Genomic DNA, 18,963 nt, shown 5'->3' with positions numbered 1-18,963 from the left:
TTCATAAATTGCCTACCCACAACCGGCACCTTTGACGTTCGCGTCATAGTAAAGGTATACTTTTCATAAGGGAGTGAGTCGGGTGAACTGGATTAAAATTGATGAAGCAGCAAAAATTACTGGAATTACCAAGCGTGCTATCCGTTATTACGAAGAGATCGGGCTGATTCAGCCTCCGGAGAGAAGTGACGGGCAAGTGCGCCTGTATACCGATGAAGACATCAAACAATTAAAGCGAGTGGTTGATGCAAAGGAAGTACTCGGTTTTTCGTTGCAGGAATTGCAGCACTTCTTAAGTATAAAAGAACGGGTGCTCGAACATAAGGATCAATACGAGTCGACGAAAGATACAACCATTCAGCAGTCGGAATTGGAAGAGATTGCTGACGGACTGAAAGAGCAGGAGAAGATGCTTCAGCAGAAGATGGAGAAAATGAAATCCTTTCAGGAAGAATTAAAGGATTTGATCCAAAAGGTGGACAGCTTGCTAAACGTTTAATGAAAGGAGGCAAAACGATCTGTCATGAACAGTGGGTTTTTGCCTCTTATTTTATGATAAAAGTTCATGAATATGGTGATACTTGGAGTAATTCAGCTAAAAGAGAGGAATGCGCATGGAAGTTTTTCCGGTCATACATACAAACGTTTGGGATGGAGTGCTTGCCGTGCCGCTGGTTCTCCTGCTGACACAAATCATCAAATGGATAACGCCTGTTCCCAAGGCATTAATCCCCTCGGTTGCGCTTTTGCTTGGCCTTCTTCTTTCCATTTTGTACAGCCACCGCCATCATTTGATCGCAGGGGTGTTTATGGGCTTTTTTTATGGATATGCGGCAATCGGCAGCTACTCGTCATCGAAGAATTCATGGCATGCTTTTAAGGAGAAACTGAGAAAAAAGGAACATTTTCGCTAACTGAGCCGGTTGCTGGGAAAAAAATCGGAGGATGCATTATGATTCACATAGAAAGACAACAGGGGGTAAACGATGAAAATTGCAGCAATTATCGGGAGTTCGAGAGCGGGAGGAAACACACAGCAGTTAACCAAGCTGGCACTTAAAGGGATAGACTACACACCGATTATTTTAAAAGAAAAACAGATCATACCCATCGATGACTTGAGGCATGCAGAAGGCGGCTTTCAACCCGTCACTGATGATTATGAGAACGTGATCGATACTGTACTTGGGCATGATGTCCTGATTTTTGCCACACCTGTATATTGGTACGGGATGTCCGGCCTTATGAAGAATTTTGTGGATCGGTGGTCCCAGAGTTTACGTGATGACCGTTTTGCTTTTAAAAAAGAGATGAGCCAAAAGACGGCCTATGTAATTACCTGTGGCGGGGATCAGCCGAGAATAAAGGCACTGCCTTTAATTCAGCAATTTCAATACATATTCAGCTTTATGGGTGTTTCATTTGCTGACTACATCATTGGAGCAGCCAATGCACCATACGATATTTTAAAAGATGAAAGGGCACTTGCTGAAGCGAAACGCTGGAACGAAACGTTTCTAAAATAAGTTAAGTTGTTTTTAAGCAAAGGTGGGAAGTTTTCCTTACTTTTGCTTATTTTTTGTAAAGATATGCATATTTCATTGCAGAATTGCTTAATATTACTTATACTTACTTAAGTAAGGGGGAATGAGACATGTATCAGGATGAACGCATGGAAGCAATTCTGCATTACCTAAAAGAGCACGAAAGGGTCGATATGGAAACCATCTGCTCCATGAATAATGTCTCACGGGATACCGCCAGACGCGACCTGGTGAAACTGGAGGAAGAGGGGAAAATTATACGGCTTCGCGGTGGGGCAAAGTCACCAACCCTTTTTCATGATGTGTCTAATTATGATGAGCGGCTGCAGAAAGCTTCTGAGGAAAAGAAGCGTATCGGTAAATATGCGGCTGGCTTGATTTTGGATGGCGACCATCTTTTATTGGATGCCTCTACCACCGTTCAATTTTTAGCAGAAAATATTCAAACAAAAGACAACGTGGTTGTCACAAATTCGATAGATATAGCAGGGATTTTATCCAAAAAAGAAGATATTTTCATTCATTTGCTTGGAGGGCTGCTCAATAACAGCCATCGTTCGATCTATGGATCAAGAACCATACAGCATCTGTTGGATTTTAAAGTAAACAAGCTGTTTTTGGGAGCTTGCGGTATTTCTTCTGATGGCTTGACCATTCCTTTTGAAGAAGAAGGGTTTTTGCTGAAAGAAATGATCAGCCGCTCGGACCAAGTCATACTGCTTGCTGATTCTTCTAAGTTCAACCGAACCTATTTTCAAAAAGTATGCGGGTGGAACAAGATCGACATCCTGGTAACAGATCAGGAAATGGAGCCAAAACTGAAAAAACAGCTGGATCAGTTTGAAATCGAAATCATCGTACTATAAAAAAGGAGGAAGTTATGAAATTAATTGCAATCGATTTGGATGGTACATTGTTGAACAAAAAGGGTTCAATCAGTCATGAAAATGCGCTGGCCATAAAAGAAGCCCAGGAGATGGGGCATGTTGTTTCAATTTGTACAGGACGTGCAGTGGAAGATGTGATGAATCTGCTTCAGGAAGCGGACGTAGAATGTCCAGTCATCGGTGCGAATGGAGCAGTTCTTTACGCTGATGGCAAGGTGGTGGACCACCATCCGCTTCATAAGGAACATGCTGCTTCCATTCTAACGAAGCTTGAGGAACTTCAGGTTTTTTACCATCTTCATACCAATAAAGGGATCCATACCCCGGAATTCGGTCAGGAGGGAATTCAGGTGGAAATCGATATGGCGAAATCAGCCAATCCGGAATTACATGCAGAAGAATTGTGGGATGCAGCTCAAGGTTATTTAAAGCAATTCGGTCAGATTTCCATTGATTCTTTTCAGTCCATCTGGACAGAAGGCCTCACCGTCAATAAAATCCTTCCGTTCTCTTACTCCGAGAAAAAGCTGGAAGAAATCTTCCGTTTTGCTAAACAGTTTGAAGGTTTGTCTGTAACGAGTTCTGCTCAGCACAACCTTGAAATTAACGATGAAAAGGCAAACAAAGGCAACGGGATACTGGGTATGGCTGACCACTTTGGAATTCAGCAAGACAACACTGTTGCTATCGGAGACAATATGAACGACTGGCCCATGATGAAAACAGCAGGTATGGCTATTGCCATGGGAAATGCACTTCCTGAAATTAAGGAAATCTGCCATTATACCACCCTTGAGAACGATGCTGATGGTGTAGCTCATGCCATTCGGGAGTTTGTCCTTAAACAAGCATTGGTGTAAAAATAAAAAGGCCTGCCGGCGTAACCTATTTGGGCGTGACGGCAGACCTTTTTTTGTTTATGAAGCTTCTGTTTTCGGGAACGTAAACCCTTCACCGAAAACATCCCTGACATCATGGACGACCACAAACGCTTTTTCATCCATTTTTTGAACGATCTTTTTCAGTTGAAACAATTCCTGTTTATTGATGACTACGTATAAAATCTCCTTTGATTGCTTCGTATAACTGCCATGGGCAGAAAAAACCGTTACGCCCCGGTTCATATCGTTGTTCACCTTTTGGGCAATTTGCTCCGCATGCTGAGAGATGATCGTGACCGCTTTTCGTGTATCGAAGCCCTCAATAATATAATCAAGAACCTTTGTGGAAATATAAATGGAAATCACTGTGTACATTGTATTTTGCGCTCCGATAACAAAATAAGAGCTCATGACTACCAACAGGTCGATGCCAAGCATAGCCCCGCTGATGCTCCAGCCAAAATATTGGTTGGCCATCCGTGCCAGGATGGTTGACCCTCCGGTGGTTCCTCCAGAACGAAGCACCAAACCAAGCCCGATTCCGATAAAGATTCCGGCAAAAACGGTGCCTAGAATTGTATCCTTAACGGGTGAACCCCAACCTTCAGTCAGGTGAAGAAATACAGAAGTAAACACAATGCAAAAAACGGTGTAGATTGTTACCCGCTTATTGAGCAGGCGATAGCCGATCATTAATAAAATTCCGTTCATGATGAAGTTCGTATAACTGGGCGACCAGGAGAAAAGATAGTAAAAAATCATGGAGACACCGGTGACTCCCCCTTCTCCAAGTTCATTTGGTATGGCAAAGCAGTTCACGCCGAGAGCGAAAAAAAAGGATCCAATAATAATGAGAGTGAACTCTTTTACAGTGCTGTTCATCGTAAAACCCCCTAAATAAAAAAATTCAAGCAAAGAAACCAACCGCACAGGGTTGGCTGCATGTGTATGATAATGAAAATAAACGGCTCACGAATCCAGAAATCAATATATCATGCCTTGAAGCGGGTTTCAAACAGAATTATGTAAAAAGCCTGCATGCTCTTTTGGCATGCAGGCTAAAACCGGGTCTAGCAGCAAGGGGGTGCACCACAGGAGATGTTCTGATGATAAACCTGACAGGTCTCGTATTCGGAAACAGGATATTCATGAACATGCTGGTAACAGACGTGGTTCACATGCTGAATTTGTACAGGATGAACGTGGATAACCTCTTCCGTATGATAATACTGCTGAACACAACACTGGGTGGGGTGAACAATGACCTGCGGGCGGTAGCAGCCATAGCCGTAATACATAATGCGCTCTCTCCTTTTTCTCTTTCATTATTGACTGTTGCTTCACTCCCTAATTTATGACGGGTGCTAACAATCTGTAAGGGTACCTGTCTATAAAATAGGATTTAGGCGGGGAAAAAAGGAGATAATGAGAACAGGTGATAACATGAAGCTAAATAAAAAAAGCAAGAAGCTGTACAGTGATGCCATTGATCGCATGCAAGAAGGGCTGGAGGCCATGATTGATCTCTATAACGAAGCAGAGGATGACATCCCTCTGATCAATTTTGAAAAGGAGGTTCAGGAAGAAATCGAAAAAGCAAAAACTAAATATGGAAGTGACTTTATTGATGACAAAATCAATGCCATCGTAAAAGAAGTGCTATCCTTTTTGCCGCCAGATCAGCAAGAGTAGTGCAGGGTAACCAAAGATTGTCAACAAAATTCGTTATTTTTTCATAAAATTTCCTATTTTTTTACCTTTTTTTACAAAAAATCCGTTATACTTAAAGGGTATAAACGTTTTGTAAAGATAAGGTGATGGTAGGGTGAAAGGTTACATAGGGGAAGCAAGAAAAAATGCAGGAAAAAGAGAAGCTGCGGTTCTGTTGGTTTTGGCCGTGATTGGTCTGGTTTTTATTTTTGGTTCATGGCATGCCAATAAGATTAAAGCAACCACTTTGGAGGAGAAGCATTATACCGAGAAGATTCAGAAGGAAAAATACGATCCAAAACTAAAGGGAGCTTCAAAACAAAACGATAAAGAAAAGAAAGTAACTTCCAAAGTTTCTTCAAAAAGAGTTTCGGAAAAACAAAAAAAGACCAAGGAAAAAGCCGCAGATGCAGTACCGGTCCATAAAAAAACGGCGACCGGGCAAAACCAGGCGAAAACGGTATATTTAACCTTTGATGATGGTCCGTCAAGGGTTTCAAACGGTATTATGGATGTGCTCAAGAAATATCAAGTGAAAGCAACCTTCTTTATGCTTGAACCCAATATGCTGCAGTTTCAGGATCAAGTGAAACGGATGAACCGGGAAGGACATAGTCTGGGGCTGCATGGAGTTTCTCATGATGCCAAAAAGATTTATCGCTCGAAGAAAACCGTCGTTCGGGAAATGGATCAGGCCAACCAGGCACTCCAAAAGATTACCGGCAAAAGAACAGCGCTGATCCGAACGCCGTACGGAAGTGCTCCATACATGAAGCCGGATTACCAGAAGGCGGTCAAAGACAAAGGATATGAGCTCTGGGACTGGACGATTGACAGCATGGACTGGTCATATCGAAGCCCGCAATATGTGAAGAATTCAATCAGCCAATTAAAAAAAATGGAGCACCGTACCGAGCCGATTGTCATATTAATGCATGAACGGAAAGAAACGCTCGAAAATCTGCCCCAGCTGCTGGATTATTTAAAGAAAAATGGATATACGATGAAGAGAATTGAAAAAAACATGAAGCCTGTCACATTCCGGGTTTCCAAGGCAGCCTCCTAAAGGGGTTTACTCGTTAAAAAGCTCTTCCGACACGGAAGAGCTTTTTTGACTAAATATCATAATTCATATTTTCCTGAGAATTTTTTTGTTCTTTTTGATCCCAGGCGATCAGCACGACATCCAATTCCTTTTCCATGGCATCCAATTTTGCTTTTTGTTCACTTGTTAAGTGAGCCAGGTCAAATGCTCTCATATATGTATGCACCTCCATTTGGTTATACCAAAAGAATGCCCGCGTTTGATAGAAACTATCCTACCAAAAAAAATTCCACTGCCTTTAGCGGGCAGTGGAATTTTTGGGTTAATTCAATTAATAATCAAAATCCCAGTAATGGCCGTCATTCATGTCGCTTTGAACACCCATTACATCGCCTCGCGGGCCAGGACTTCTCCAGTCGCAATCATTGTCATCCATCTCACCCATTGTATTGCCACGGCAGGCAAGACAATCCTGGATACATTGCCTTCGGCGACTGCCGAATTGTGAACGGCAAACGTTTTCACAGAAGCGTCGGCAGCTTGGCCGCCGGTTTTGAGCCGGACTTTCATTGGAAGGCCTTCCACAATTACAGTTTTGAGTAATTTGTGTTGGACGCTCATTCATTGCTCCCATCACCGGATATTCATTGGTAGGTCTTGAGCCGCCACAGTTGCAATTTTGAGTGACTTGCGTTGGCCGTTGATTCATAGCTCCCATCACCGGATTTTCATTGGAGGGTCGAGAGCCGCCGCAATTACATTGAACAATCTGAACCTGACGACGATTTCGGTTTCGGTTTCGTCGATTCTGTGCCCTCTGTCGACCACGTGAACTGCTGGAGGTCCGAGAACTGCTTGATGATGATTCAATTTCAAACTCGAAACGGGCAGAGCTTGAGCTGCTGCTTGAGGAAGAGCTGCGCCGGTTTCTGCTTGAGGAATCACTTCTTCTTCTTGACATATTATTTCACCCCTTTCGAAATACTATATTCAGCCCCTTGTCTCATAGACAGGGACAAGTATCCTATCAGGAGAAAAAAAGGCTCAGGAAGGCCATGACATAGTGAATAGAATGATACCCGCCAACATATCATAGTAAAAAATTCAGACGAGGCAAGGGAAGGGGAATTCTGATGATTTGTTTGGGCGAGGTACTGGATCAAGCAATCTATCGTGAACGGATTGCCATTATAGAAGACAAGCATGAAATTATGAGAACCTTTGGCCTTGAAAAGGAAGATTGGCTTCAGCTTTGGAACATTGATAACCGGATATTAACTTTGTGTTATCATTCATTGGATCCGGCATTTGATCGGTTCATTGTTGTATATGATTATTCATATTTTTGTGAAGATCAGGAAATGAAAGAAGCCATTATCTGGCACGAAATCGGCCATGCGGAATTTCCAGTAACCGAGGGGAATATTGATTTGTATTCGGAGAAAAAATGTGATGAGCTCGCGTTTCATAAAGGATACAAAGCAGGATTGGAGGCTTTTTTGAATTTAACATACAAGATGGCCAAAACATTAAACAACCAGCTTTTGATTAACATGACGGACGAGCGGTTAAAGGCTTTACGGTTATTAATGAGTTAATAGAAAAGCGGAGGGATCCGATGCGGATCCCTCCGCTTTTTTTGTTTAAGGAATAAGTAAAATCTTTCCGGTACTTTTTCTGCTTTCCAAAAAACGATGCGCTTCTGCTCCCTGTTCAAGTGGATAGCAGGTCATTTCGGGTACTTTTACCGAACCGGACAGAATCAGATCAAAAAGCTCCTGTGACCGTGATACACGCTCTTTATGGGAGGTAATGACATTCCAAAGGTCGCCTCCGGTTAAGGTTTTCGACGTATCCATCAGCATGCGGGGATCAACTGGAGAGGGGTCACCGCCAGCCATACCATAAAAAACAACAGTACCACCAGTTCTCACCGCTTCAAAACTGTCCATAAGCGTGCTGCCGACAGAATCATAAATCACATCAGCCCCTTTTTGGGCAGATGAAACGTTTTTTACTTGTTTGACCCACTCTTCATTGTACAGGAAAACATGATCAGCTCCTGCAGCAAGGGCTGCTTCCTTTTTCGCTTCTGTTGAAGTGAGTCCGATGACTTCTGCTCCAAGCGCTTTTGAAATCTGGATCAAAAGCTGGCCTACACCGCCTGCTGCCGCATGAAGGGCAAGAAGTGTTCCTTGCCCGACTGCATAACTGTCCCTTGTTAAATACTGTGCAGTCAAGCCTTGCAAAAGGATGGAAGCAGCAGTTTCAAAGGATATTTCCTCTGGCAAAGGGATAAGATGATCCTCGGGCACGGCAACGTATTCGGCATTGGCATATGGAACATCCGCAAATGCGACACGGTCACCTTCTTTCACATTCTGCACGGAAAAACCCACGCTTTTGACCACGCCACTTCCTTCATAGCCTGCAATATAGGGAGGATCCCCCAGTAAGTGATAGTTTCCTTTTCTTCGGTAAACGTCAGCAAAATTAAGTCCAATTGCCTTCATTTCAACCAAAATTTCATTCGAATTAAGTTCCGGTGTTGGAACATCCTGATACTGAAGGACTTCAGGTCCTCCAAATGTATGGAAGGTCAGTGCTTTCATTTTATGCTCCTTACTTCAAATATTGTTTCCTGATTCATTGTATACAAAATGAATCAATTTCACTAGGAACGTGATTAAATTAGAAAAAGGTTTAATGGGTTAATCGTTGTGGAATCGGTTAATATTCTTGGATGGGGGGCATTTTATAATGCTAAAAAATATTGTAATGGCAACGGGTATTGTTTTTCTTATAGCAGGATGTTCTTCCAGGGGCGATAGCGGAGGAGGAAAAGACGGAGGCTCGGTAGATTCCGCAGCAGCAGAAAAGTCGTTTAAGCAAAATTGTGCCAGCTGCCACGGAAACAACCTGGAAGGCGGGACAGGACCTGCTTTAAAAGAGATTGGCAAAGAGCACAGTAAAGATGAAATTTTAAAGCAAATTAAAAATGGCGGAGGCGGCATGCCAGCCGGTTTGATCAATGGTGATGAAGCAGAGAATGTGGCTGCATGGCTGGCCAGTAAAAAATAAGTGGAAAGAGGCCCCCTGAACATGTGTAAGGGCCTCTTATTTTAATGAACGCTAAGTAAGTGAAGCCCCATTGTCAAGGGGAGTCTTCTTTTGTTTGTCCTGAACGAGGACAGCAGAAAAGATGACGAGCAGGATTCCTGCACATTGCCAAAGTGTAAGTTTTTCCTGAAAAAGAAAGAAACCGGCCAGAGTCGCTACCACCGGCTCGACCGTTGCGACAATCGCTGCCTTGCTTGGCTCTACCTGGCGTAAGCCAACCGTGTATAAAATATAAGCAAGAACAGTGGGGACTATACCCAACCCAATGATATAAAGCCAGACTCTCGTGTCTTCAAAAAGGTGGGCAGAATGAGATAATCCGCTGATCGGAAAGAGTGCGCACCCGGCAAAAATAAACGTATAGGTTGTGATGGTTAAGGTTTTGTATTTGGCGGAGGCTGCCTTACCGAAAATGCTGTATAACGAGTAGCCTAATCCTGATCCGAGCCCCGTGAGCAATCCGGTCCACGTTATACCGCCGTTAGAGGCTGGCAAATAGCCCACGACAAACACACACCCGAGAAATGTAACCAAAAGCGCGGCCACTTTCTTTTTTGTAATAAAATCACGGAAGAAAATCCTCGATAGAATCAGGACAAAGGCGGGCGCCGTATACAGCAGAACAGCAGCAACCGACAAAGATACTTCTTCCATGCTTTTGAAATAACACCAATTGAAAAAGGCGATGCTGAGAAGCCCGGTTCCGATAAAATAATAGCTGTCCCTGATGCGTATTTTAAGAAGTGACCGGTTTAGAAAAAAAGTAAGAATGAAAAAGGAAACTGCCGCGCTCAAAGCGCGTAAAACAACAATTTGGATGGGAGTAAATCCCATAGAAGATAGTTCTTTGATAAAAATGCCGATCGTCCCCCACAAAGCTGCTCCCCCGGCAATCCAAAGATACGGCCATTTCAAGCAAATCCACCTCCATAGCGTTTAGACTCTCTTAGCGTATCCTACAATCAACAAGTTCTCAAACGAGGAGCCTCGTCTTCCAAATTTTTCTCGTTTCTCTCCTGTATAACGGGATTAGGGGCAAGGAAGCATAAGGAAAAAAGGAGGCACCGAATGTTGAGAACCATTTTAGCACTACTATTCACGTTTTCCCTTGTTCTCTCGGGATGCGGAAATGTAAAAGGGCAGCAGGAAGGAACAGCAGATGCGGGGAAAAATGGCAGCGAGCATCCGAGACTGCAGCAGGTAAAGTATAATGGCAGCAAACAAAAGGAAGTAACACCGTCTGAGACCAAACATAAGAAGACCAAAATTACATCAATTGGGTTTTTAGAGCCGGTTGATCCCCAGGCAGCCGTAAAAGAAGTAAAGGACGTAGGACGGCATTTATCGTATGTAGCTTTTTTCAGCTATCGTGTAAAACCCGATGGCACCTTGATCGGCATTAAAGATGATCAGGCGCTCGCTGCAGCCAGAAAACAGGGCGCAGTCCCGATGCTTGTACTCACAAACTTTACGGAGGGGAACTTTTCTCCTGAGGTGGCACACACCATTTTTACGGATAAAACCGTATCCAATCGTCTGATCAACAATGTAATCAAGACCATGAAAGCAAAAGGCTATAAAGCATTAAATATTGATTTTGAACATATTCGTGCAAAAGACCGGGATCTTTATAATGGATTCCTTGAAACGATATTACCAAAAGTGAAAAAAGAAGGATTCATTACATCTACTGCTCTTGCCCCAAAAACGAGTGATGAGCAATCGGGCCCGTGGCATGGAGCCCATGATTACAAACGCCATGGAGAGCTTGCTGACTTTGTTATTCTCATGACGTATGAGTGGGGATGGTCCGGCGGTCCTCCGATGGCTGTTTCACCCGTTCCCCAAGTACGTAAAGTCATTGACTATGCGGTATCTGTGATTCCGCGCAAAAAAATTGTGATGGGTGCGCCGCTGTATGGGTATGACTGGATTCTTCCCTATAAAAAAGGAAACCCTTTCGCCAAGCGTATTGCGCCGCAGGAAGCAACAGAACTGGCGATTAAAGAAGGCGCTGAAATTAAATATGACAATAAGTCACATTCTCCATATTTCAATTACACAGATGATCAAGGCAAGAAACACGTCGTTTGGTTTGAAAATGAAGAAAGCGCACAAGCGAAATTCAATCAAGTTAAGTACTACAATCTTCGAGGGATTGCCTATTGGGTACTCGGGGAGCCCTTCCCGCAAAACTGGAGCATGCTTGAGGACCAGTTCAATGTAAGAAAAGCGAAATAAGAAAAAGGAGACTTTTATGGCACAAGGCCATGGAGGTCTCTTTTTTATCCTGACATGCACAAAACGAGAAAAGTGTTAGACTATTTGTAAAGAACAAAAAATGAGGAGGAAACAGCTTGCTGAACAACAGTCTGCTACACCCAGAAGAAGCCCGTAAAATGATCCGGAAAAATCAATGGAACCGTCCCACCGCGGGCATGTGCAACGGCTATACACAGGCGAACCTGGTCATCCTTCCCAAGGATCTGGCGTTTGAGTTTTTATTATTCTGCCAGCGGAATCCCAAGTCTTGTCCGGTTTTGGATGTAACTGAGCCAGGCAGCCCAGTTCCTGCGCTTGCCGCTCCTTCAGCAGATTTGCGGAGTGATTTGCCAAGCTACCGGGTTTACCGCAATGGCATCCTAACTGATGAAGTACAGGATATTCATCCATACTGGACAGATGATATGACCGGCTTTCTTATTGGCTGCAGCTTTTCATTTGAACAAGCTCTTATGCAAAATAAAATTCCTGTACGTCATATCCAGGAGAACCGCAATGTTCCGATGTACAAAACCTCAATCAGCTGCACAAAAGCCGGACGTTTTGAAGGTCCCATGGTTGTGAGCATGCGTCCTATTCCCGAAAAAGATGTGGTACGTGCCGTTCAGGTGACTTCGCGGTTTCCATCGGTGCACGGAGCACCTGTACACATCGGTGATCCCAGCTCCATAGGGATCGAGTCCATTGATGCACCGGATTTTGGCGATTCAGTGACCATTAACGAGGGAGAAGTGCCCGTTTTCTGGGCTTGTGGTGTAACTCCTCAGGCCGTGGTAATGAACATTAAGCCTGAACTCGTGATTACCCATTCACCGGGACATATGTTTATCACGAATTGGACGGATGAAGAGTTCGGAGTACTTTAGGGAAACAAAGAAAAAAGGGGTTGAAAGCGCCTTCTAAGAAGAGTATAGTATAAGCATCACTTTCCGAAACGTTTTGGAGGATTGAACGTGGCGACAATCAAAGATATTGCAAAACATGCTGGAGTCTCTGTGACCACAGTTTCAAGGGCATTGAACGGATACTCTGATGTGAATGAGAAAACAAGAGAAAAAATTAAAGCTGTGGCTCGTGAACTTCAGTACAGTCCAAATTTATTGGCCAGGAGCCTGGTCATGAAGAAAACAAAAACGATTGGTTTGCTTGTTTCTGGGATGCGGATCGAAGGCAGCAAAGATAATTTTACGTATGAAGTTCTTTGTGGGATCAATGACTGTGCGGGAGAGAGGGGATATGATCTTATTCTCTTCAGCACCAATTCTGAGCAGCAACAGCAAAAAACGTACAATCAGCTTTGTCAGGAGCGGAAGGTTGACGGTGTGATCCTGCAGGGGATTAAAACGGATGATCCTTATTTAAAAGAAGTTGTGGAAAGTGACATTCCCTGTGTCCTTGTCGATATCCCCATTGAAAGCGAAAGTGTGGGTTATGTTACGACCAACAACAAACAAGGAGCAAAGATGGCAGTGGATCATCTCATCGAGCTTGGACATCGGCAGATTGGCATGATCAATGGGCACGAGCAAGCCTTTGTCAGCAAACAGCGGTTACAGGGGTATCAGGAAGCACTGGATCAAGCGAAGATCGGCTATCAGGAGCAATACGTGGTTAATGGTTCTTTTTTGGAATCGGAAGGGGAAGTGCAAGCTGAAAAGCTGCTCCATGCACATCCGGAGATTACGGCTGTTTTTTGTGCAAGTGACCTCATGGCGCTCGGTGCGATGAAGGCAGCACGCCGGATGGGCAAAAGAATTCCTGAAGATCTCTCTGTGGCAGGCTTTGATAACATTATGCTGGCTTCTTATTCATCGCCCACCCTGACAACCATTGCTCAGGACCGATACCAGATTGGCTTTGAATCTGCTATTTTGCTGATCGATATGCTCGAAGGAAAAGAGGGAACGCACAAAAAAGTGCTGAAAACCTCATTAGTAAAACGTGAATCAACCAGTAAAACAAAGAATATTTGAGAATAAAACCGACAAGGTCGTTTAAATAAAACGATTGTTGGTTTTACTTTAAGAAAAAACTGAAAACGTTTCGGATGAAAGAATATATTTTTTCAGCACTTTCCAAAACGTTTCGGAATAATGGGAGGAAGAAGATTGGATTATCGAGTAATAAAGGAAAATGATTTGTTCTTATTAACGGATGATAAAGGAAACATTCCTTTGGACAACGATTACGGGTTAGGACTATATACAAAGGATACACGCTTTTTAAGCAAATTTGATTTAAAAATAAATAACGAAAACCCGATCCTGCTTTCTTCATCCGCCGACGAAAATTACAGTGCCAATATATTGATGACCAATCCTCATATGGAAGAGAACGGAGAATTGATTCTCTGGAGGGAGTCAGTAGAGCTCCAACGAAAGCGCTTAATTTATGATGGCGTGTTGTATGAGACCGTTCAAGTGAAAAGCTTTTATCCGAAGCCTGTTGAGTTTGATATCAGCATGCAGCTGGATGTGGATTTTACGGATATGTTTATTGTCCGCGGTTTTCAATCCGGGGAAACCGGCAAACGAACGGGCATCGATCATAAAGCCAAGAGCATGACTTACCATTATGAAGGAGCCGACGGAGTCAAACGGTCTACACGCGTGGGCTGGGACCGTGAGGCAATAAACACTTCAGATTCCGAAGTCACCTTCCACTTTTCATTGGAGCATGAGGAAATCCAATCAGTCACCTTCACGATTGCTCCTGAAGTGGATGGAGTATCCGGTGAAATTATGGCACCAGAACAAGCTCTTGAGAACCTGAAGGCATCTTATGAAAACTGGGGAAAGAATACAGCACGTGTTCAAACCGATTCCTCCCGCTTGCAGCGCCTCGTTGACCGGGGAATCCTTGACCTCAGGGTGTTAATGACAGATATCGGGTACGGGCAGTTTCCGGTGGCAGGCCTTCCCTGGTTCGGTGTCCCATTTGGGCGTGACAGCCTGATTGCTGCGTTGCAGATGCTTCCGTTTAACGCAGAGATTGCAAAAGGCACGCTAAGGACTCTCGCCTCTCAACAAGGCACAAAAGTGGATCCTTGGCGGGATGAACAGCCAGGCAAAATCATGCATGAAATCCGTTATGGAGAACTGGCAGGGACAGGGCAAATTCCATTCACTCCTTATTACGGAACAATTGATGCTACTCCGTTATTTTTAATGCTGCTAACGGAATACACGAAATGGACCGGAGATCTATGTCTGGCAGAAGAGCTTCAGCAAACGATCGAAAATGCCCTCATGTGGATCGACCAGTATGGTGACCGGGACGGCGACGGATTTGTGGAATATCATCAGGAATCCTGCAAGGGCATAGCTAACCAGGGCTGGAAGGATTCCGCAGATTCAGTTGTTCACAGAAACGGCGATTATGCAGAGACACCGATTGCGCTCTCGGAAGTCCAAGGCTATGTGTATCAGGCCAAGACTGGGATTGCCTCCATCTATGAAAAACAGGGCAGGACAGATGTATCGGTGAGACTGCGTAAAGAAGCAGAAGAGTTAAAATCCAAGTTTCACGAGCAATTTTGGATGGAGGACGAATCCTTCTATGCCATTGCGCTCGATAATGAAAAAAGGAAAGTTGGGACGTTAACCTCCAATCCTGGCCATGTGTTGTTTTCCGGCATGCTGGAGGAAGAACAGGCAGACCAGATCGTATCCAAGCTCGTATCACCGGCATTCTTTTCCGGTTATGGCATACGCACAATGGCAGAAGGCGAGGCCGGCTATAACCCGATGAGCTACCATGATGGCAGCATTTGGCCGCATGATAACAGCATGATTTTGCTGGGCATGAGCAAGCTGAACCATCAGAAACAGGCGAACCTGGTGATTAAAGGCTTGATGGACGCGGCACAGCACTTTGAATATGACCGGCTGCCGGAGCTGTTCTGCGGTTATGGTGCCTCTGGCGGGCGTGCAGTAAAGTACCCGGTTGCCTGTTCACCTCAAGCATGGGCTGCCGGAACACCGCTTGTCTTTATCCAGACGATTCTTGGATTGTTTCCAGATGCTTTGAACGAAGTGATCTCTGTTTCTCCTGAGCTTCCGGAAGGTGTGAATGAACTGACCGTAGATTCGATCAAAATAGGAAACGGCCACCTGTCTGTTGGTGTTCGAAAGGAAAGTGGAAAGAGTATCTTAACCGTAAATGAAAATACAACGGGCTATACGATCCATACCGATAAATAAAATACGCATAGGAAGGGAGAGGTTTCTATGAAGTTGAAAAAATATGTTTCAACAGCGGGGCTAACTGCCCTGCTGGCTACTTCTCTGCTTGCAGGATGCAGCCATCCGGGTGAATCAGAAAACAGCAGTAAAACGGTCATTACACTGAGCGGCTGGGGAGGAAATCCGGTCGAGAAAAAGCTTTTGGAAGGAGTGCTGGACGATTTTGAAAAATCCCACCCGAACATCGACGTAAAGTTTAATCAGATTAGTGATCAGTACATGGACGTTTTGAAAACCAGGCTGATTGGGGGAACAGCAGCCGATGTTTTTTACCTGGATGCGTTTGAAGCACCCGGCCTTATCGAAACAGGTGCCATCGAACCGCTGGACAAATATGTAACTGATGATTTTGATGTGGATGATTTTGAAAAGCCGATGTTAGATGCGTTTAAGGACAACGGTAAAATTTACGGCTTTCCAAAGGACTACTCTACACTTGCTCTTTTTTACAACAAAAAAATGTTCCGGGAAGCGGGAATTGGCGGTCCTCCAAAAACATGGGAAGAGCTGGAGAGAGATGCGAAAAAACTCACCAAAGGCAACAAAGTCTACGGATTGGGTGTAATGCCGCAGATCGAGCGTTTGTATTATATGGCTGAGTCAGAGGGCGGGCAGGTCATCACCAATGACCGTGCGACATTCGCAGAGGACCGTGTGTCGCGCGCACTTCAGCCGATATTGGACATGCATCTAAAAGATAAAACCGCAGCTCAGGCTTCAGAGGTTGGTTCAGGTTCTGGTGGAGAAATGTTTGGGCAGGGAAGGGCTGCCATGGTGATGGAAGGAAACTGGAACATTCCGTTCATGAAAGACACGTTTCCTCAAATAGAGTATGGAACGGCAGAGCTGCCAACCGTCAACGGAAAGAAGGGAACCATGTCCTTCACGGTCGGTTATGCCATGAATGCGGAATCCAAGCATAAGAAGGCTTCATGGGAACTCATCAAGTACCTGACCGGAAAAGAAGGCATGAAAACGTGGACAAGTAAAGGCTTTGCCTTGCCCACCCGCAAGTCAGTAGCCGAAGAACTCGGCTATGACAAGGATCCATTGCGCGGACCTCTTGTTAAAGGAGCCGAATATGCAACCGTATGGCAGGACGGCCCGATGCTGCCGATCGTTATGAATAATTTCAACAACCAGTTTTTAAGTGCGTACCTTGGTGAACGGCCACTGAAGAAAGCTTTGAAAGACGCACAAAAACAGGCCAATAAAGAGATTAAAGTAGCGGAATAACAAAAAAGAGAGGTGAAGAAACATGGTAAAAGGCAATTCTTCCAAAAAAAGCAGAAGGGAAGCGGGGCAGGGGTACCTTTTCATGGCACCAGTACTCATCATTCTTGGCATCTTTGTAATCGCTCCCATCCTTTGTGCAATCTATCTTTCCTTCCATAAAGTAGAGTTGCTTGGCGGTACCCACCTGGAATTCAGGGGACTTGATAACTTTCTGAAGATAACGTTCGACGACAGGGCACATATCGCTCTTAAAAATACTGTCCTTTATGTGGTGATTGTTGTGCCGCTCCAGACGCTGCTTGCGCTTGTATTGGCAGCTTCCCTGAATGCGGGCATGAAGGGGCAGAAGTTTTTCCGAATCGTTTATTTTTTGCCGACGCTGACCTCATCAGCAGTTCTAACTTTGATTTTCATGTGGATGTACAACCAGAACGGTCTGATCAACCACATTTTGCACATGCTGCACCTGCCAACCTATAACTGGATTGGTGACCCCAGTGTTGCTTTATTGGCGATTATGATTATGAACATTTGGGCGACTGCGCCGTTTTTCATGGTCATTTATTTGGCAGCCCTTCAGGATATACCGGACAGCCACTACGAAGCTGCAGAACTCGATGGTGCAACCGGACTTCAGAAATTCTGGCACATTACGGTTCCCAATTTGCGGCCGGTGACTTCTTTTGTGGTGATCATGGGTCTGATTGGAACCTTCCAGCTGTTTGATCAATCCTACATCTTCTCAGGAGGATCGGGTGGACCGAACAACTCGACATTGACGGTTGTTCTTCTGATCTATCAATATGCCTTTAAATCACTTGGTACCATGGGCTATGCGACAGCACTCGCCTTTATGCTTGCCATCATTATTTTGATCGCTACACTTCTGCAGCGGAAATTTTCCAAGGAAGAGTCACTTTATTGAGGAGGGGAACCATGAAAAAACGACCGATTGGAAAAAACATTCTGTATGTAATCTTAATTGTCTACGCGGTGATCACCCTTGTTCCGTTTTTATGGGCTCTTTCATCTTCTTTTAAATCATTGGGAGAAATCGTAAGCGGAAGCATCAACTTTATACCGAAAAACTTTACGATCGATAACTATAGGGAGATTTTCACACGTGAGCCTCTTTTTGGCCGCTGGTTGTTTAACAGTTTGTTTATTGCTGTGATCGGAACCTTTTTGAACTTGATTTTTAACTCAATGGCCGGTTATGCTCTTGCCCGCCTTAGCTTTCCGGGTAAAAAAAGTATCTTTATTATCATTTTGGCGGTGTTGATGATCCCGTTTCAGGTAACCCTCATTCCTAACTTCTTGATTCTAAAAGAATTCGGATGGTTGAATACGTATCAGGGAATGATCATCCCCGGAGCAGTCAACGCTACCTTCATATTCATGATGCGCCAGTTCTTTATTAACTTTCCAAAAGAAGTGGAGGAAGCGGCAGCCATTGATGGATTGGGCAAATTCGGTACATTCTTCCGGATGGTTCTCCCGCTTGCCAAGCCGGCATTAGCGGCACAAACCATCTTCGTCTTTATGGCCTTTTGGAATGATTTCATGCGGCCGTTGATCATCCTGTCTGATGAAAGTATGTTCACACTTCCATTAGGACTGAACTCATTCAAAGGACAGTTTATCAGCTTCTGGAATTACATTATGGCAGCTTCTATGGTCTTTACCCTGCCGATTTTGATACTGTATGCTTTCTTTAACCGCTATTTTGTCAAAGGCATTAAGTTTACAGGAGAGAAGTAGGTAGGCAATCAAAGGCAAAGAAAAGCATTGCCAAAAACTAACTTTTGACAAGAATGCATAAACCCTTTACAGTAGTAAAAGCTGTAATAACTGAAAATTGGATACTTCTTATCACGAGAGACTGAGGGACTGGCCCTGAGACGTCTCGGCAGCGGACCTGAAGTTTGAAGGTGCTGTGCCAAATCCAGCAAGCAGTTCATGCTTGAGAGATGAGAAGGGTTCCCTATGAGCATATAGGACCTCTTCTTGGAA

At 44.3% G+C, this 18,963-nt stretch carries 22 protein-coding genes and 1 riboswitch; of the genes, 16 read left to right on the top strand and 6 right to left on the bottom strand.

The window, feature by feature from the left end:
• Positions 1 to 82 precede the first annotated feature (82 nt).
• From BLT53_RS12460 to BLT53_RS12440, 5 genes are all read left to right on the top strand, one after another.
• Positions 83 to 499, top strand: a complete 417-nt coding sequence (locus BLT53_RS12460) for a MerR family transcriptional regulator (protein ID WP_139168399.1) — start codon at positions 83 to 85, stop codon at positions 497 to 499.
• A gap of 115 nt (positions 500 to 614) precedes the next feature.
• Positions 615 to 914 (top strand): hypothetical protein, encoded by a 300-nt coding sequence (locus BLT53_RS12455; protein WP_090235257.1) that lies wholly within the window; start codon positions 615 to 617, stop codon positions 912 to 914.
• Positions 915 to 986: 72 nt separating this feature from the next.
• Positions 987 to 1,526 (top strand): flavodoxin family protein, encoded by a 540-nt coding sequence (locus BLT53_RS12450; RefSeq protein WP_090235256.1) that lies wholly within the window; start codon positions 987 to 989, stop codon positions 1,524 to 1,526.
• 128 nt (positions 1,527 to 1,654) lie between these two features.
• Entirely contained in the window at positions 1,655 to 2,410 is a 756-nt protein-coding gene (locus BLT53_RS12445) for a DeoR/GlpR family DNA-binding transcription regulator (protein ID WP_090235255.1), read from the top strand.
• Positions 2,411 to 2,424: 14 nt separating this feature from the next.
• The gene (locus tag BLT53_RS12440; RefSeq protein WP_090235254.1) at positions 2,425 to 3,291 is read left to right on the top strand and encodes a Cof-type HAD-IIB family hydrolase; all 867 of its coding nucleotides are present in this window, start codon (positions 2,425 to 2,427) and stop codon (positions 3,289 to 3,291) included.
• A gap of 57 nt (positions 3,292 to 3,348) precedes the next feature.
• On the opposite strand, the gene BLT53_RS12435 is transcribed toward BLT53_RS12440, so the two are convergent.
• The gene (locus BLT53_RS12435; protein WP_090235253.1) at positions 3,349 to 4,194 is read right to left on the bottom strand and encodes a YitT family protein; all 846 of its coding nucleotides are present in this window, start codon (positions 4,192 to 4,194) and stop codon (positions 3,349 to 3,351) included.
• Positions 4,195 to 4,382: 188 nt separating this feature from the next.
• Complete coding sequence (locus BLT53_RS25785; protein ID WP_090235252.1) at positions 4,383 to 4,610, bottom strand: CotD family spore coat protein; 228 nt, start codon at positions 4,608 to 4,610, stop codon at positions 4,383 to 4,385.
• A 145-nt stretch (positions 4,611 to 4,755) separates the two neighbouring features.
• Between BLT53_RS25785 and BLT53_RS12425 the strand changes: the two genes are divergently transcribed.
• Positions 4,756 to 5,004 carry an atypical membrane-integrating protein (Mistic protein) gene (locus tag BLT53_RS12425; RefSeq protein WP_090236862.1) on the top strand — a complete coding sequence of 83 codons (249 nt, stop codon included), beginning with the start codon at positions 4,756 to 4,758 and terminating at the stop codon, positions 5,002 to 5,004.
• Between the two features lie 133 nt (positions 5,005 to 5,137).
• The gene (locus BLT53_RS12420) at positions 5,138 to 6,088 is read left to right on the top strand and encodes a polysaccharide deacetylase family protein (protein WP_090235251.1); all 951 of its coding nucleotides are present in this window, start codon (positions 5,138 to 5,140) and stop codon (positions 6,086 to 6,088) included.
• Positions 6,089 to 6,137: 49 nt separating this feature from the next.
• Here BLT53_RS12420 and BLT53_RS25065 read toward each other — a convergent pair whose 3' ends face one another.
• Entirely contained in the window at positions 6,138 to 6,281 is a 144-nt protein-coding gene (locus tag BLT53_RS25065; protein WP_170834330.1) for a hypothetical protein, read from the bottom strand.
• 170 nt (positions 6,282 to 6,451) lie between these two features.
• A complete protein-coding gene (locus tag BLT53_RS12415) occupies positions 6,452 to 6,688 on the bottom strand; it encodes a hypothetical protein (protein ID WP_090235250.1) in 237 nt (78 codons plus the stop codon).
• Between the two features lie 512 nt (positions 6,689 to 7,200).
• On the opposite strand from BLT53_RS12415, the gene BLT53_RS12405 reads away from it, so the two are divergent.
• On the top strand, positions 7,201 to 7,665 hold the full coding sequence (locus BLT53_RS12405; RefSeq protein WP_090235248.1) for a hypothetical protein: 465 nt from the start codon (positions 7,201 to 7,203) through the stop codon (positions 7,663 to 7,665).
• A 45-nt stretch (positions 7,666 to 7,710) separates the two neighbouring features.
• On the opposite strand, the gene BLT53_RS12400 is transcribed toward BLT53_RS12405, so the two are convergent.
• Positions 7,711 to 8,679, bottom strand: coding sequence for a quinone oxidoreductase family protein (locus BLT53_RS12400; protein WP_090235247.1), 969 nt, complete (start codon positions 8,677 to 8,679; stop codon positions 7,711 to 7,713).
• Positions 8,680 to 8,827: 148 nt separating this feature from the next.
• On the opposite strand from BLT53_RS12400, the gene BLT53_RS12395 reads away from it, so the two are divergent.
• A complete protein-coding gene (locus tag BLT53_RS12395) occupies positions 8,828 to 9,148 on the top strand; it encodes a c-type cytochrome (protein WP_090235246.1) in 321 nt (106 codons plus the stop codon).
• Between the two features lie 51 nt (positions 9,149 to 9,199).
• Here the strand turns inward: BLT53_RS12395 and BLT53_RS12390 are convergent, their stop codons facing one another.
• Complete coding sequence (locus BLT53_RS12390) at positions 9,200 to 10,102, bottom strand: DMT family transporter (RefSeq protein ID WP_139168398.1); 903 nt, start codon at positions 10,100 to 10,102, stop codon at positions 9,200 to 9,202.
• A 153-nt stretch (positions 10,103 to 10,255) separates the two neighbouring features.
• On the opposite strand from BLT53_RS12390, the gene BLT53_RS12385 reads away from it, so the two are divergent.
• The 7 genes from BLT53_RS12385 to BLT53_RS12355 all read left to right on the top strand — a co-directional run bounded on the left by BLT53_RS12385 (position 10,256) and on the right by BLT53_RS12355 (position 18,711).
• Positions 10,256 to 11,428 (top strand): glycosyl hydrolase family 18 protein, encoded by a 1,173-nt coding sequence (locus BLT53_RS12385; protein WP_090235245.1) that lies wholly within the window; start codon positions 10,256 to 10,258, stop codon positions 11,426 to 11,428.
• Between the two features lie 116 nt (positions 11,429 to 11,544).
• Positions 11,545 to 12,336 carry a putative hydro-lyase gene (locus BLT53_RS12380; protein ID WP_090235243.1) on the top strand — a complete coding sequence of 264 codons (792 nt, stop codon included), beginning with the start codon at positions 11,545 to 11,547 and terminating at the stop codon, positions 12,334 to 12,336.
• A gap of 87 nt (positions 12,337 to 12,423) precedes the next feature.
• A complete protein-coding gene (locus BLT53_RS12375) occupies positions 12,424 to 13,443 on the top strand; it encodes a LacI family DNA-binding transcriptional regulator (protein WP_090235242.1) in 1,020 nt (339 codons plus the stop codon).
• 135 nt (positions 13,444 to 13,578) lie between these two features.
• The gene (locus BLT53_RS12370) at positions 13,579 to 15,672 is read left to right on the top strand and encodes an amylo-alpha-1,6-glucosidase (RefSeq protein WP_090235240.1); all 2,094 of its coding nucleotides are present in this window, start codon (positions 13,579 to 13,581) and stop codon (positions 15,670 to 15,672) included.
• A 27-nt stretch (positions 15,673 to 15,699) separates the two neighbouring features.
• Positions 15,700 to 16,950, top strand: coding sequence for an ABC transporter substrate-binding protein (locus tag BLT53_RS12365; RefSeq protein WP_090235239.1), 1,251 nt, complete (start codon positions 15,700 to 15,702; stop codon positions 16,948 to 16,950).
• Between the two features lie 22 nt (positions 16,951 to 16,972).
• Positions 16,973 to 17,875 carry a carbohydrate ABC transporter permease gene (locus tag BLT53_RS12360; protein ID WP_090235238.1) on the top strand — a complete coding sequence of 301 codons (903 nt, stop codon included), beginning with the start codon at positions 16,973 to 16,975 and terminating at the stop codon, positions 17,873 to 17,875.
• 11 nt (positions 17,876 to 17,886) lie between these two features.
• Complete coding sequence (locus tag BLT53_RS12355) at positions 17,887 to 18,711, top strand: carbohydrate ABC transporter permease (protein WP_090235237.1); 825 nt, start codon at positions 17,887 to 17,889, stop codon at positions 18,709 to 18,711.
• Between the two features lie 105 nt (positions 18,712 to 18,816).
• Positions 18,817 to 18,927, top strand: a riboswitch (SAM riboswitch).
• The last annotated feature ends 36 nt before the right edge of the window (positions 18,928 to 18,963 follow it).

The organism is Fictibacillus solisalsi (assembly GCF_900103485.1).
Lineage (GTDB): Bacteria > Bacillota > Bacilli > Bacillales > Fictibacillaceae > Fictibacillus_C > Fictibacillus_C solisalsi.
Note: the sequence above shows the minus strand (reverse complement) of the source record. Positions and strands in the feature narration are given on the sequence as shown.

Coding starts and splice junctions, on each gene's coding strand:
- BLT53_RS12455 (WP_090235257.1), top strand. CDS start 615: ATGGAAGTTTTTCCGGTCATACATACAAACGTTTGGGATGGAGTGCTT.
- BLT53_RS12450 (WP_090235256.1), top strand. CDS start 987: ATGAAAATTGCAGCAATTATCGGGAGTTCGAGAGCGGGAGGAAACACA.
- BLT53_RS12445 (WP_090235255.1), top strand. CDS start 1,655: ATGTATCAGGATGAACGCATGGAAGCAATTCTGCATTACCTAAAAGAG.
- BLT53_RS12440 (WP_090235254.1), top strand. CDS start 2,425: ATGAAATTAATTGCAATCGATTTGGATGGTACATTGTTGAACAAAAAG.
- BLT53_RS12435 (WP_090235253.1), bottom strand. CDS start 4,194: ATGAACAGCACTGTAAAAGAGTTCACTCTCATTATTATTGGATCCTTT.
- BLT53_RS25785 (WP_090235252.1), bottom strand. CDS start 4,610: ATGTATTACGGCTATGGCTGCTACCGCCCGCAGGTCATTGTTCACCCC.
- BLT53_RS12425 (WP_090236862.1), top strand. CDS start 4,756: ATGAAGCTAAATAAAAAAAGCAAGAAGCTGTACAGTGATGCCATTGAT.
- BLT53_RS25065 (WP_170834330.1), bottom strand. CDS start 6,281: ATGAGAGCATTTGACCTGGCTCACTTAACAAGTGAACAAAAAGCAAAA.
- BLT53_RS12415 (WP_090235250.1), bottom strand. CDS start 6,688: ATGAGCGTCCAACACAAATTACTCAAAACTGTAATTGTGGAAGGCCTT.
- BLT53_RS12405 (WP_090235248.1), top strand. CDS start 7,201: ATGATTTGTTTGGGCGAGGTACTGGATCAAGCAATCTATCGTGAACGG.
- BLT53_RS12400 (WP_090235247.1), bottom strand. CDS start 8,679: ATGAAAGCACTGACCTTCCATACATTTGGAGGACCTGAAGTCCTTCAG.
- BLT53_RS12395 (WP_090235246.1), top strand. CDS start 8,828: ATGCTAAAAAATATTGTAATGGCAACGGGTATTGTTTTTCTTATAGCA.
- BLT53_RS12385 (WP_090235245.1), top strand. CDS start 10,256: ATGTTGAGAACCATTTTAGCACTACTATTCACGTTTTCCCTTGTTCTC.
- BLT53_RS12365 (WP_090235239.1), top strand. CDS start 15,700: ATGAAGTTGAAAAAATATGTTTCAACAGCGGGGCTAACTGCCCTGCTG.
- BLT53_RS12360 (WP_090235238.1), top strand. CDS start 16,973: ATGGTAAAAGGCAATTCTTCCAAAAAAAGCAGAAGGGAAGCGGGGCAG.
- BLT53_RS12355 (WP_090235237.1), top strand. CDS start 17,887: ATGAAAAAACGACCGATTGGAAAAAACATTCTGTATGTAATCTTAATT.